The organism is Chryseobacterium sp. ON_d1 (assembly GCF_006829085.1).
In the GTDB taxonomy this organism is placed as follows: Bacteria; Bacteroidota; Bacteroidia; order Flavobacteriales; family Weeksellaceae; genus Chryseobacterium.
This window is the reverse complement of record NZ_BJTC01000020.1, coordinates 18,965-31,621: the sequence shown is the minus strand read 5'-3', so window position 1 is coordinate 31,621 and position 12,657 is coordinate 18,965. Positions and strand designations below refer to the sequence as shown.

Sequence of the window (12,657 nt, the reverse complement as noted above, 5' to 3'; positions counted from 1 at the left end):
TTTTCAGGGCTTTTTTTATTTTTTATACGTTCCAGACGAACATACCACAAAAAGTATTATTTTTAGCGGACTAAAAACTAAACTAAAAATAACCATGAAAAAACTGATTCTGTCTTCACTGACTGTGGCAGTGCTCTCAAGCTGTGTGTCTAATGATAATCCTGCTGATCACAGAGACAATAGCAATAATTCTCATAACAATAATAACGGGCCTCTTCATCTTGTAAAGAAAGCGACTGATGTTAGCCCGGGAGGTTCTACATATGTGGTGGAGTTTAAATATAATGGAAATAAGATTGTAGAAACCTACAATGCAGCAGATGACGATAGAGTTATTTATACTTACAGTGGAGATTATATTGCTAAAACAGAAGAATATATTGGCGGATCTCTGGTTCTTATGAGAGAATTCACCTATTCTAATGGAAGGCTTTCAACGGAAAAGATAACTGATAAAGAACAGGGAACACTTATTTATACTAAAATTTATCAGTATATCAGTGATACGCATGTTCAGTTTGAAGAATATAAAGGTGGAACTTATAATCCTTCAACAGGAACGTATTCAAATCTTGTATTTGCACAGGTGGATGTTTATTTAACCAACAGCGGAAATGTGGCTTCAGCAAACTATACTCATAATGGAACCACCTATAATATTACCAACACTTATGACACATTCAATAATCCTATGAAAGATATAAAAGGTTTTGTTAAGATCAATCTATTTGATGTAAGCGACGGGCAGATAGGTTATAATAATCTGCTGAACCAGACAGAGACTTACTCAGGCTCATCCAATGGAACCAACAAAATCAGTTCAGTTTATACTCTTAATGCAGATAACTACCCTACCAAAGCCGTTACCACTTATAATATCTCCGGTTATGGAACAAGTACTCATAACTGGCTTTACGAATACTATCAGTAACTTTATATAGTAAGCTCTGAAATTATTTTCAGGGCTTTTATTTTCATCAACATATCTGTTAATTTATTACTTTTATCCCTCAAATTTTAACCATGAAAAAAATAACACTAATGGTGTTTGGGCTGATCCAGACCTTTGCATTTTCCCAGACTCAGGATCTGACAACACTGGCTGCCGGAGATCACGTGGGCATGAATGCTCTATTTGATGATAAGGACAATCTTTACGGTTACGTTTCTTTATATTCTTACGGAAAATCCGGTGACAAGACCAAAAAGTTCGAATACGTAATCCTGGATAAAAACCTCAACCCTGTTGCCAATAAAGAATTTGAAGGAGATATCACTGCGGCCTCTTATTTAGGCTATGTTGATTTTAAGGGACAGATCATCCTAAAACCTTCCATGATGGATTATTCCCTGATAAAAAGTAAAGAGGTGTTTACTCCTGTTTCGATGGTAATAGATCCAAAAACAAACTCAATTACCCGAAAAATATATTATGACTATCTTGAGGATGGAACATTCAAAGAGATCAATGAACCCAAAAGCTGGAAAGAACAGCGTAAGGAAAACCGTGATGAGAAAAAAGAAAAAGGCTACAATTATGTCTCTGCTGTCGGAGAGCTGAAAGAAGGAGGTTACTTTGCCGTTGAGTACAAAGATTACGGAAAATATGAAAACAGCAACAGTCTGATAAAATTTGATCCGAATAAAAAGGAGGTCTGGAGATACAGATACAATACAGACGGAAGCAAAAAAGTGTATACCACTTTATCTGTTCTGGAAAGAGATGAGAACTATATGTACTGTATTATGAAAAAAGTGAATGACAAGCAGAAAACATTCAGTCTCATGGTTCTTGATATGAAAACAGGAAAGGAAACTTCCAACAAACCTGTTACAGGGTTATCTGATGATACAATAGACCGTATAGACTCTTTTTACTCCGGGTACAGGAAGATTGATAATGATAAAACTTTTGATGATAAAGTAGTGCTGCTGGGAAGAAACTATGATGATTCCGAATCAGTAGGGTTTGCCAGAATGATCCTTAATAAGTCAGATTTCTCCGTAGATACAAAGGCGATCAATTATGAGCCCAATATATCGGCATTTCTTCCAAAGGTCAACAGGAATGGTATTGTAGAAAACGGCTATATGCTCCAGACCAAAGATATGTACTTTATGAATGACGGAAGTGTGGGTATTTTATCCGAAAAATACAAACCGGCAACGCAATATACCGCCCCGAAGACTACAGATCTTGTGTATATCTATACCGATAAAGATTTCAAAGTGAAAAACGTCCAGGTTTTTGAAAAGGAAAAATCAAAATGGGTAAACAGTGATTACCTATTCTCACAATACCTCAACGGAGGAAAAGATGTGGTATTTTTCTACCGTGACTATCAAAAAGATGAAGTCACCAGGCAGAAAAGATGGAATCTGTTTATCAATACCATTATTGACGGAAAATTCAAACAGGAGATCATTCCGATCTCTGAAAAAGATAATTATATAGTGACTCCGTATGTAGGAAAAGAAGGCTATATACTGCTTCGTGAGTATAATGAAAAGGAAAAGTTCAATAAGATCCGATTGGAGAAATTAAATTACTAAAATAATAAGAACCCTGACGAAACATCAGGGTTCTTTCTTTTATGTTTTGGCTAAAGTCAGCGGATTTTTTTTATTTCAAAAAGAGGCTAAAGCCCGTTTTTATTGATGTTTCATTTATAATGAAAATCAATTTACCTTTGCTATAGTATCATTCGTCTGGTAATAGTCTGCAATATTCTTTATTTCATCAAGGCTTAAGTTCCACATAAAGTTGAGGAACTGCTGGTAGCTTTCGCTTTGATTTTTAGGCTCTATCCTATCCAGATACCGGTTGAGGTTATAGTTTTTCCTTGCCTCATATATTTTGGAGAAGCATCTTCCCAGCCAGCTTTTATAATATTTTTCTTCCTCTTCATCCTGCAAAAACTGCATGGCAGCATATATTCCCAGTCCATAATCTTCAGAATGGAAATAATTGGGTAAAATTTCCATTCTTGCTGTTTTCTTTAATGTTATAAACAGATCCGAAGGCTTTTCCGGAGAAGCAGAAGCTTTCAGTTCTTCAAATGTTTTTTTAAGCATTTCAATCCTTCTGGAAACTTCAGGATGCGATGCCAGAGAATCTTTATTCAGTTTCTCTTTGTAAAAGTTGTAGTTGTATAATGAAAAATCTTCCTTTTTCATCCATTTTTCATTGAAGGCCTGTTTGGGAAGGTTAAACAGTTTTTTATACGTTTCTACCTTCAGTTCCCTTGGTGAAATTGTGTCAAAATCCTGTAATCTCTGCAGCGCATTGACAAACTCAGCCTTTTTAAAATCACTGTTTTTAAAAATAACATATCCTAAAGAGTCTGCCTGCATTTCATTTTGTCTTCTCTCTACCCCTTTCTTATAGACTGTATTTTTAAAAATATCAAAAGCTTTCTGATTCTGGATCTGGCTTCTGCTTGTTGTAGTAGATTTTATATTCTCAACAACGATTTTATCCAGCTTATCCTGTTCGATGATTTTTAAAAAGGTCTTCAGGGAATGCTCCTCTATTTTATGCCCCAGTTCATGGGAAATCACAGCAGCAATCTGCTCCTCATTATTCAGCCAGCTGTACAATCCCATATTGATAACAAAAGTTCCGTCAGCAAGGCAGTAAGCATTGGGCGTATTGTCCTTTGCAATCAGAATTTTCAGGTCCTGAGGAATTTTAGGATTATTCTTTTTCAGCCGTTGAATAATAGATTGTATACTGGTCTCAAACTCAGATTTAAAAATAAAGTCCTTATTTTTCACCTGCTTTTCAAAATCAGTTCCGAACTCTTTGTAAATTCTGGATAATTCAGAGCCTGTTTTCCCGGAATACTGGGACTTTAATCTCTTTATTGTTATTTCATTATTTGTCTCAAAATTCTTTAAGAACACCTTTCTCTTTGTATAATCTGCAGTATCTATCGGTTTATACATCTGTGCCATTCCCATCATCGAAAATAAAAGGTATCCCAATACAAAAAGTTTTCTGGTCATAGTTTTCATCAATAAGAACAAAAATAACTTATTTGCCGGTTCATTTTAAATTTTATTGTCAAATTATTTTAAATTTGTTTAAGACCCATTCATGAAAAAATGAGAATACTGAAGTATATGATAGGCGGAGCTGTAGCAGGCGCTGCAGCTGCTTATTTCCTGGGATATGATTATTTATTTAGTGGTATTTCCAAAACCTATCTGAAAGGAAAATCAAGCGCACACATTGATGACGGAAATCTTTTCCCAAGCCATCCTATTGCTGCTGAGAAACCCAAACGCTGGGAAAAAGATCCCGACTACAACAAAAAAGAGCTACCGAAAAATTTAGTTGAAAACTTAAAACATTCCAGAACAGCGGCTTTTGTAGTCATAAAAAATGGGAAAATTCTTCATGAACAGTATTGGGGAGGTTATAATCAGTTATCACAAACCAATTCATTTTCGATGGCAAAAGCGGTGACGGTAATGCTATTGGGAAAAGCACTGGAAGAAGGCGTTATTACAGACATTCATGAAAAGCTTTCAGATTTTTACCCGGATTTTAAAAATAAAGCATTTGGAAATCAGGTTACGCTTAAAAACTTGGCACAAATGGAAGCCGGGCTGGATTGGGATGAAAATTACAATAACCCTTTTCTTCCCAATGCTAAAGCTTATTATGGAAAAAGTCTTGTAAAAGCCCTATTCTCAAGAAAATTCAAGGAAGAACCCGGAACCAGGTTCGAATACCAGAGCGGTTCTACTCAGCTTCTTGGCTTTGCGCTCAGAAAAGCGCTGAATCAACCATTGGCAAGCTATTTATCAGAGAAATTCTGGAGGCCTTTAGGTATGGAACAAAATGCCAAATGGAGTACAGACGATTACGGTATGGAAAAAACCTATTGCTGTATTCATTCTAATGCCAGAGATTTTGCCAAGCTTGGACAACTGTTCCTGGATAATGGTAAAGCCGGAGATCAGCAGATCCTTAACGCAGATTTCATTGAACAGATGAGAACTCCAACAGAAAAGTCTGAAAACATTTATGGAATGGGCCTCTGGATCAACCATGACAATCCGGTCAGACATTATTATTTCCTGGGATTACAGGGCCAATATATCATCATGGTTCCGGAGCATAATATCGTTATTGTAAAGACCGGAAGCTATCTCAATAACCCCAAAAACGATAGAGGAAGACCTGATCAGGTAAAATTCTTTGTGAATGAAATTGTACAATTATTCCAATAAATACGATGGAAAAATACAGTCCTAAAATTGACGCATATATTGAAAAATCACAGGATTTTGCAAAGCCTGTCCTGCATTACATCCGTGAAACCGTTCATGAATTCTGTCCTGATGCTGAAGAAACTATGAAGTGGAGCTTTCCCCATTTTATCTATAAAGGGAAAAACCTCTGTGCTATGGCTTCCTTCAAGCAGCACTGTACTTTTGGGTTCTGGCTGGAAAAGGAAATGAAAACCATGCAGGAAATGACTCAGGATATTGAGAAAAACTCAATGTTCAGCTTAGGAAAAATTACCCGGATTGAAGACCTTCCATCCGGACCTCAGCTAAAAAAAGCGATTAAAGAAGCCATGGAACTTACAGATATGGGAGTCACCATGAAGAAAGCACCATCCTCCAAAACAGAAATGGACGTTCCCGATTATTTTCAGTCAGCCCTGCATGCCCGGCCAAAAGCACTGGAAGTTTTTGAAAAAGCTTCACCATCATTCAGAAAAGAATATATTTCCTGGATTACGGAAGCCAAAACAGAAGCTACCAGAAATAAAAGATTGGAACAGTCTCTGGAATGGATCGCTGAGGGTAAAGGAAGAAACTGGAAATATGAAAGGAAATAAATCTGATTATACATAAAATATTCTGAATCTTCACAATCCCTGAAGGTCAGCTACAAGCTCAGTATATGATATATTGAATCTTTCCCTCAATATTTCTCCTGTTTCAAATTCTTCCATAATGATATCATAATGGCCGGTTTGGGAAAAATCAAATGTTGAAATATAGATAAGCACGTTTCTCTTTTTCAATCCTATGGCAGTGGTATCTCCATCCCAGTAATTAACGAATTCATATCCGGAAATATCTTCTTTAGATAATTTACGCAATAAATTATTGACATCAGCAGTTTTATTTTTCATACACTAATAAATCCTAAGGGAAAAATAAACAGAATTTTTAAAATAAAATAATGTCTAGTGAAATCTGAAATTGGCTTCCGGTAATGTATTCTTTTTCAGGAAGGCTTCATATTCAGGGGACAGCTTTGTACGTCCGAAAGTATTCTCTCCGCTCATACTTCCCAGACGGACTTTATCCTTTCCGAACTTTCTGTTCATAGCATCCATTGCTTTCATCACGGGAAGGTGCTGATTTTGTATGTCTTCTTCAAAAAGGCTGATCTGTCTCTGATCCTCAGGAACAAAATCATTCACGATTACGCCAGCTCTTTTATAATGAAATCCGTCTCTGTAAATTGTTTCAAAAAGCTCGTTAACTACTCTTCCAATCAGAATGGATGAATTGGTAGGATTGGAAAGAATCCGGGTCATTGCATTTTTGTATTCGGGCAGATCTTTCCTGAATCGGTTGGTTTGTACAAAAACTGTAATCATTTTACAGCAGGTATTCTGCTTTCTCAATCTTTCTGAGCAATACATTCCAAAAGTTTCTACCCGTTCCCTTACTTCTTCTTTTTTGGTAATCATCTGCATAAAGCTTCGGGTAACTGCGATGGATTTTTTGGGAGAGGGCGTATCCAGCTCCAGCTGGCGAATTCCCTTCAACTCGTTGATCATCCTTACTCCATGAATTCCCATGATCTTCCGTACCCACATTTCAGGTTTCTGAAGAAGGTCCCAGGCTTTGTATACTCCGCTGTCATTCATTTTGACAGCAAGTCTTCTTCCTATCCCCCACACATCCCCTATATTAAGCCATTTTAAGGCTTTTTCTATCTTTTCAGGAGTCTCTAAAATGTAAACTCCATTAAAATTCTCCGGGAAATCTTTTACAATCCTGTTCGCAACTTTACATAAAGTTTTGGTAGGCGCAATTCCTATACTTACGGGAATGTTTTCTTTCTCCCTGATCTCTTCTTTAATTTTAAGGCAGTACTCATACATATCGATATACTTAAATCCTGTTAAATCAAGAAAAAGTTCATCAATACTATATACTTCATGATCAAGCACGTAGGATTTGGCGATATTGATGACCTGCTGGCTTTTATAATTATACAATTCAAATTTTGCAGAAAAGCTTTTTACATCATGTTTCTGAAAGAGTTCTTTGTATTTGAATGCAGGAGCCGCCATCGGAATTCCCAGGTCTTTCGCTTCTTTACTTCGGGATACAACACAACCATCGTTATTGGAAAGAACCACAACGGGTTTGCCTTCAAGATCAGGATCTAAAGTCCTTTCACAGGAGACAAAAAAATTATTACAGTCAACCAGAGCGTACATGACAATTGCATCATAAATATTGATACAAAATTATAGTTTTTTAAGAATAAAATTATCTTTTAGACTATAATTAACATCATATTTAACAAACTGAAAAACAAACGAATAAATTTTTATAATACGACAGGTTCTGTCGCATTAGCGCTTTAATTTTGTTTTCAAAAACTTTCTTGCTTAAGCGAACCGGCGTTCAAATCATCTTTAAACGTTCCTCCTCAAGGTCAATTTGATAGAGCTGATGACGGATGATTTCTTCATTCACGGAAACATCCTTGTTGAGCTCTGCGAGAAACTGTCTCTGACTTTCCAGCATTTCAAAAAAGATATCTTTTGTTTTTTCATTTATCCATTCAGTTTCATTGGTCTGTATCTTTTCTTCCCAGTGTTTCAGCATCCTTTCTAATCCGGCATGGCTGTTCAGCTCACTTTCATGCTTATTTTTAAGGAAATGATAAACATGCTGTTTCAGCTTGTGCTTTATTTCATCTCTAGACTGTCTGTCCTTCTCTTCATCTGCAAAATCGTCAAATACGCGGCCATATGTGATCAGATATGGAAGTGTAAGTCCCTGTACAAGTAATGTAAGCAGAATCACAACAAAAGTAATGAAGAGGATAAGATTCCTGTTGGGAAAAGGAAGCCCGTTTTCGAGGGTTACCGGAATAGCCAGGGCAGCAGCTAATGAAACCACCCCCCTCATTCCCGTCCATCCAAGTATAAGAGGCATCATCAGGCGTCTTTTTACAGAAGATGCGCGGGGTGCTACACTGGGACGGAAAATAATTGTAGCTACCATTGCTGCATAGGAGCTTATTATTCTGGCAGCAATAAGAATACCGGTCACCAAGATCCCATATTGAATGGCTATTCTCAAAGGAATACCTTCAGACCTGAGTCCCCCGACAATTTCAGGAAGTTCCAGCCCGATAATTAAAAATACAATGCCATTCAGAATGAAAACAAAACTTTCCCAAACACTATAGCCTCTTATACGGCTGGTACTGTTGAGGAATATCATTCTTTTACCGGACATGTACAGCCCACCGCAGACTACCGCTAAAACCCCGGAACAATGAAGCTGTTCTGCCACCCAGTACATCAGATAAGGCTCAATAATTGTCAGTGCAATATCTGATGAAGGTTCTGTAGGAAGCCGTTTATGAGCCTGCACAAAGATCCATGCCAGCAGCAGTCCGATACCTGCACCTCCGGTGATCATCCATAAAAAATCCAAAGATGCTTCCTGCCATACAAATTGTCCGGTTCCTACCGCTATCAGCGCAAAACGGAATATAATCAGTGATGAGGCATCATTCAACAGACTTTCTCCTTCCAAAATAGCAGAAGTAGCAGACGGAACTTTTACAAACCTCATAATAGCTCCCGTACTTACCGCATCAGGGGGAGATACAATTCCTCCTAAAAGAAATCCAAGAGCAATCGTAAATCCGGGAATAAAGTAATTCGCTGTAACGGCAACTGCCAAAGCTGTAAAAAAGACGACCAGAAAAGCAAAGCTTCCGATAATCCGCCACCATCTTTTCATTTCTTTAAAGGAAATAGACCATGCTGCTTCAAATAGTAGAGGAGGCAGAAAAATAAAAAAGATGAGATCCGGATTGATCTTCACAACCGGCAAGCCCGGTACAAAGCTGACAAGCAGCCCAAATACAACAAGTAAAATGGGATAAGCAATTTTCAGTTTTGTTGCCCACATGTTCAGCAGCACAATCGCTGCTATCATAGCCAATAAAAAAGGTAGGATGGTGTGCATTTGATATTGTGTTTTTTGAACATCATATTTACTACTTCTATTTGATTTTTAAAAATTTAAAGGCTGTTTTTTTCCTGTTTTTTTATGATGCAGGTTAATTTATATCCTATACATCTGCTGGCATAAATGTTTTTGCCTGAGACTGAATAGCGTAGAATTTAATATAAAATTCAAATAAAACACGTCAAGTTTCGACGCTTCTGCGCTATACTTTTGTCCTGTAACAAAATAAGAAATATGGACAAAGTAACCTTAGAAAGAATTCAGAAACTTCATCCGTTGGTAAGAGATGAAGTAAAGCAGATTATCCAGGAATGTGATGAAGCACTTACCGGAAGAGCCCGGGTACGAATCACTCAGGGGTTAAGATCTTTTGAAGAGCAGGAAAAGCTTTATGCGATCGGAAGAATTACTTCAGGAAAAAAGGTGACCAATGCCAAAGCAGGACAAAGTATTCACAATTACGGACTTGCAGTTGATATCTGCCTGATGATTGACAGAAAAACAGCAAGCTGGGATACTGTAAAAGACTGGGATAATGATCAGGTTGCAGACTGGTACGAGTGTGTAAAAATTTTTGCCCGTCATGGCTGGGACTGGGGTGGAAACTGGAAGACATTTAAAGATCTTCCCCATTTTGAAAAAAAGAATATTCCCTCTAAAAAAGAAGCTGTAAAAACCAGCTGGAGAACTCTTTTAAAGATGCCCAGAGATAAGCAGGGGTATGTTATTTTTTAATTCTTATTTATTGAAACAAAACGAACAACCACCTGATTTAACGCAATTTAAACCAATAAAACCAATTAAAATTATTTATAATACGACAAGTTCTGACGCTTCCTCCTTCTATATTTGCTTTATAAGAAAAACACCAAGAGCATCCTCATAAACAAGCTAAAACCAATAGACATTTTTCAGAAATCTATTGGTTTTACTTGTCTAAAGCTGCTCAATGTTTCTTCTAAAAAATGAAAAAAATAATATGAAAAAGACAACCATTCTTTCTTTGGACGGAGGCGGAATAAGAGGAATCATCACCTGTATTATTCTGCGTTACATAGAAGAACAGCTACAGCATTATGATAAACCCACCGCTAAGCTTGGGGATTATTTTGACCTGGTGGCTGGCAGCAGTACCGGAGGTCTGATTGCTTCTATTATTCTATGTCCTGATGAAACCCGAAAAGCAAAATATTCTATTCAGAAAGGTTTGGAATTGTATGCGGAAAAGGGCGGCGATATCTTCCAGGTTTCCTTTTGGGAAAGGCTGATCAATCCATTCGGATTATTGAATGAAAAAATTCCACAGGAATCACTTGAAAGGAATTTAAATGACTTTTTTGGGAATCTAGAATTAAAAGAATTAATAAAACCCTGTTTAATAACAAGTTATGACATAGAAAACAGAAGGGCAAAACTTTTCAACTCATGGAAAGCCAACCTCAGCACAGATAACTTTTATGTAAAAGATATCTGCAGAGCCACTTCAGCGGCTCCCACCTACTTCAGCCCCGTTCAGATCAAATCAATGTACGGGCAGATTTTCAGCCTGATTGATGGCGGAATGTTCGCTAATAATCCCGCCCTTTGTGCTTATGCAGAGGCAAGGAAAATCCCTTTTGCTGAAGTGTTGAAAAATCATCAGAAAGCCAATTATCCGAGCGTAAATGATATGATCATTATCTCTATCGGAACCGGAATTGAAGCCAGGCCTTATCCTTTTAAAAAACTGGAAAAAGCAGGGAAAATTGGATGGGTAAACCCAATCGTTGACATTCTGATGTCTGCGAATGCCGAAACAGTAGATTATCAGCTGGGACAGATGTTCCAGACTTTAGGCCTCAGAAACCAGAAAAATTATTACCGCTTGAATCCTTCACTGAAAAATGCTTCTCCGGCAATGGACAACGTCAGAAGGTCTAATATTGAAAATCTGATCCAGGCCGGATTAAGTTATATCGATGATAACAGGGAAACATTGAACCAAATTGTTCAAAAACTCATCAAAAATAAAATATAAGCTTTTTAACTTATAAAGACGTAATATAATCTTTAAAGCTTATACGAAAAAAATAAAACATTTTTTAAACACGTCAAGTTTTGTCGTTTTGGCCCAATATCTTTGGAGTATCAAAAAAGACACAAAATAATAATCCAAAAAATCTTAAAAACCTTTGAATTCGAGATTCACCTATCCTGAACAACCCAAGATATGTTCAAAACATAATCCTCATTTTACAATACAAAAAGTAGAAACCCCAGATCATCATCCAGATCTTCCCTTCGATCAGGGCCTCTATACAATAGAATGGAGCGATATCGAAAATATTGAGATGGATTACGAAAATTATCTCAACGATATAGAAAGCTTCTTCAGAGAAGATTTTGAGAATGATATTCTCGGAGAAGATTCATTTTAAATATTAAAAAAACTAATAACCATACTCAGTTCTGACGCTGTCCGGTATTCCTTTTATAATCTCTAAATACGCGCAAAGCAGTCTCATTAAACTTTCTCAACACTTTTGAATTCACCATTCACAAAATGCTGGACAGCCAGAACTATGTCTTAAATACAGCATAGAAATAGACCTGCTCTATTACAAGGCAGTACATAACCATTAATTAATAGATCACACAACGTTTTATGAAAACAAAACAAGAATTAAAAAAATATTTCGAAAACGGAGATATTCCGGTTCAGGAAGAATTCTGGGAGTGGCAGGAATCATACTGGCACAAGGATGAAAAAATTGATATGCAGAAGGTTTCAGGATTAGAAAACGGCACATTTAACCTGCTCTATGCTGAAATGGATACTGAAAAGAATGCTTCATTGGCGTTCTTTATGAAAAGAAAAATAATTATAAAACCAGGAACACTAAGCATTCCAAAAAACTTTGCCGGAGGCTTAGGAATTACAAATTCCGGACACCTTACTAAGTATTCAGGAAAGCGCATTTTCAGGAAGTGGCTTAACTACATTGGAAATCCCTGGCCGTGTAACGGATATCCAAAGCTGGGCTTTTTTCGGTAACAGATTAATCTCTTTAAATATTCCGGATAGTGTTACCAACATTGGCATTCAGGCATTCGCAGGAAATCAGTTAACAGAAGTACATCTTCCAAAAGGAATAAAGGATATCAAACTAGGCACATTTGCCTCTAATAAGCTTCAGTTTGTTATCATCCCTGATGGAGTAACAGAAATTAAATCCGATGCTTTTATCAACAATCAACTTACCTCAGTAACTATTCCTGACAGTGTTATGAATATTGAAATGAATGCATTCAGAGATAACCGGCTTACAAAAGTAACATTAGGACCTGAGACTACTTATTCATCTTATTCTTTTGACAGTACTGTGGAAATTGTTGGAGGAAAACTTATCAACTAAA

General features: G+C 36.9%; 13 protein-coding genes. 9 read left to right on the top strand and 4 right to left on the bottom strand.

The window, feature by feature from the left end; translation table 11 throughout:
• Positions 1 to 94 precede the first annotated feature (94 nt).
• Positions 95 to 931, top strand: coding sequence for a hypothetical protein (locus tag CRS_RS23405; RefSeq protein WP_142726360.1), 837 nt, complete (start codon positions 95 to 97; stop codon positions 929 to 931).
• A gap of 92 nt (positions 932 to 1,023) precedes the next feature.
• Positions 1,024 to 2,553 carry a hypothetical protein gene (locus CRS_RS23400; protein WP_142726359.1) on the top strand — a complete coding sequence of 510 codons (1,530 nt, stop codon included), beginning with the start codon at positions 1,024 to 1,026 and terminating at the stop codon, positions 2,551 to 2,553.
• Positions 2,554 to 2,679: 126 nt separating this feature from the next.
• On the opposite strand, the gene CRS_RS23395 is transcribed toward CRS_RS23400, so the two are convergent.
• Positions 2,680 to 4,008 carry a M48 family metalloprotease gene (locus tag CRS_RS23395; protein ID WP_228451334.1) on the bottom strand — a complete coding sequence of 443 codons (1,329 nt, stop codon included), beginning with the start codon at positions 4,006 to 4,008 and terminating at the stop codon, positions 2,680 to 2,682.
• A gap of 99 nt (positions 4,009 to 4,107) precedes the next feature.
• On the opposite strand from CRS_RS23395, the gene CRS_RS23390 reads away from it, so the two are divergent.
• The gene (locus tag CRS_RS23390; protein ID WP_142726357.1) at positions 4,108 to 5,241 is read left to right on the top strand and encodes a serine hydrolase; all 1,134 of its coding nucleotides are present in this window, start codon (positions 4,108 to 4,110) and stop codon (positions 5,239 to 5,241) included.
• Positions 5,242 to 5,246: 5 nt separating this feature from the next.
• Positions 5,247 to 5,858 carry a YdeI family protein gene (locus CRS_RS23385; protein WP_142726356.1) on the top strand — a complete coding sequence of 204 codons (612 nt, stop codon included), beginning with the start codon at positions 5,247 to 5,249 and terminating at the stop codon, positions 5,856 to 5,858.
• 30 nt (positions 5,859 to 5,888) lie between these two features.
• Here the strand turns inward: CRS_RS23385 and CRS_RS23380 are convergent, their stop codons facing one another.
• From CRS_RS23380 to CRS_RS23370, 3 genes are all read right to left on the bottom strand, one after another.
• A complete protein-coding gene (locus CRS_RS23380) occupies positions 5,889 to 6,158 on the bottom strand; it encodes a hypothetical protein (RefSeq protein WP_142726355.1) in 270 nt (89 codons plus the stop codon).
• Positions 6,159 to 6,212: 54 nt separating this feature from the next.
• Entirely contained in the window at positions 6,213 to 7,484 is a 1,272-nt protein-coding gene (locus tag CRS_RS23375; protein ID WP_142726354.1) for a Y-family DNA polymerase, read from the bottom strand.
• A gap of 190 nt (positions 7,485 to 7,674) precedes the next feature.
• Positions 7,675 to 9,258 (bottom strand): Na+/H+ antiporter, encoded by a 1,584-nt coding sequence (locus tag CRS_RS23370; RefSeq protein ID WP_142726353.1) that lies wholly within the window; start codon positions 9,256 to 9,258, stop codon positions 7,675 to 7,677.
• A 237-nt stretch (positions 9,259 to 9,495) separates the two neighbouring features.
• Here CRS_RS23370 and CRS_RS23365 point away from each other — a divergent pair, with 237 nt between their 5' ends.
• The 5 genes from CRS_RS23365 (at position 9,496) to CRS_RS23345 (ending at position 12,656) form a co-directional block, all read left to right on the top strand.
• The gene (locus tag CRS_RS23365) at positions 9,496 to 9,996 is read left to right on the top strand and encodes a M15 family metallopeptidase (RefSeq protein ID WP_142726352.1); all 501 of its coding nucleotides are present in this window, start codon (positions 9,496 to 9,498) and stop codon (positions 9,994 to 9,996) included.
• A gap of 244 nt (positions 9,997 to 10,240) precedes the next feature.
• Positions 10,241 to 11,278, top strand: a complete 1,038-nt coding sequence (locus CRS_RS23360; protein ID WP_142726351.1) for a patatin-like phospholipase family protein — start codon at positions 10,241 to 10,243, stop codon at positions 11,276 to 11,278.
• A 154-nt stretch (positions 11,279 to 11,432) separates the two neighbouring features.
• On the top strand, positions 11,433 to 11,678 hold the full coding sequence (locus tag CRS_RS23355; RefSeq protein ID WP_142726350.1) for a hypothetical protein: 246 nt from the start codon (positions 11,433 to 11,435) through the stop codon (positions 11,676 to 11,678).
• 227 nt (positions 11,679 to 11,905) lie between these two features.
• Positions 11,906 to 12,295 carry a hypothetical protein gene (locus tag CRS_RS24615; RefSeq protein WP_185150439.1) on the top strand — a complete coding sequence of 130 codons (390 nt, stop codon included), beginning with the start codon at positions 11,906 to 11,908 and terminating at the stop codon, positions 12,293 to 12,295.
• Complete coding sequence (locus tag CRS_RS23345; RefSeq protein ID WP_142726349.1) at positions 12,183 to 12,656, top strand: leucine-rich repeat domain-containing protein; 474 nt, start codon at positions 12,183 to 12,185, stop codon at positions 12,654 to 12,656. Before CRS_RS24615 ends, CRS_RS23345 begins: the two co-directional genes overlap by 113 nt.
• Position 12,657: the final 1 nt, after the last annotated feature.

What these genes read in the sequence shown, in the direction of transcription:
- CRS_RS24615 (WP_185150439.1), top strand. Translation starts at nt 11,906, where the DNA reads ATGAAAACAAAACAAGAATTAAAAAAATATTTCGAAAACGGAGATATT.
- CRS_RS23395 (WP_228451334.1), bottom strand. Translation starts at nt 4,008, where the DNA reads ATGACCAGAAAACTTTTTGTATTGGGATACCTTTTATTTTCGATGATG.
- CRS_RS23390 (WP_142726357.1), top strand. Translation starts at nt 4,108, where the DNA reads ATGAGAATACTGAAGTATATGATAGGCGGAGCTGTAGCAGGCGCTGCA.
- CRS_RS23400 (WP_142726359.1), top strand. Translation starts at nt 1,024, where the DNA reads ATGAAAAAAATAACACTAATGGTGTTTGGGCTGATCCAGACCTTTGCA.
- CRS_RS23380 (WP_142726355.1), bottom strand. Translation starts at nt 6,158, where the DNA reads ATGAAAAATAAAACTGCTGATGTCAATAATTTATTGCGTAAATTATCT.
- CRS_RS23365 (WP_142726352.1), top strand. Translation starts at nt 9,496, where the DNA reads ATGGACAAAGTAACCTTAGAAAGAATTCAGAAACTTCATCCGTTGGTA.
- CRS_RS23385 (WP_142726356.1), top strand. Translation starts at nt 5,247, where the DNA reads ATGGAAAAATACAGTCCTAAAATTGACGCATATATTGAAAAATCACAG.
- CRS_RS23405 (WP_142726360.1), top strand. Translation starts at nt 95, where the DNA reads ATGAAAAAACTGATTCTGTCTTCACTGACTGTGGCAGTGCTCTCAAGC.
- CRS_RS23375 (WP_142726354.1), bottom strand. Translation starts at nt 7,484, where the DNA reads ATGTACGCTCTGGTTGACTGTAATAATTTTTTTGTCTCCTGTGAAAGG.
- CRS_RS23370 (WP_142726353.1), bottom strand. Translation starts at nt 9,258, where the DNA reads ATGCACACCATCCTACCTTTTTTATTGGCTATGATAGCAGCGATTGTG.
- CRS_RS23360 (WP_142726351.1), top strand. Translation starts at nt 10,241, where the DNA reads ATGAAAAAGACAACCATTCTTTCTTTGGACGGAGGCGGAATAAGAGGA.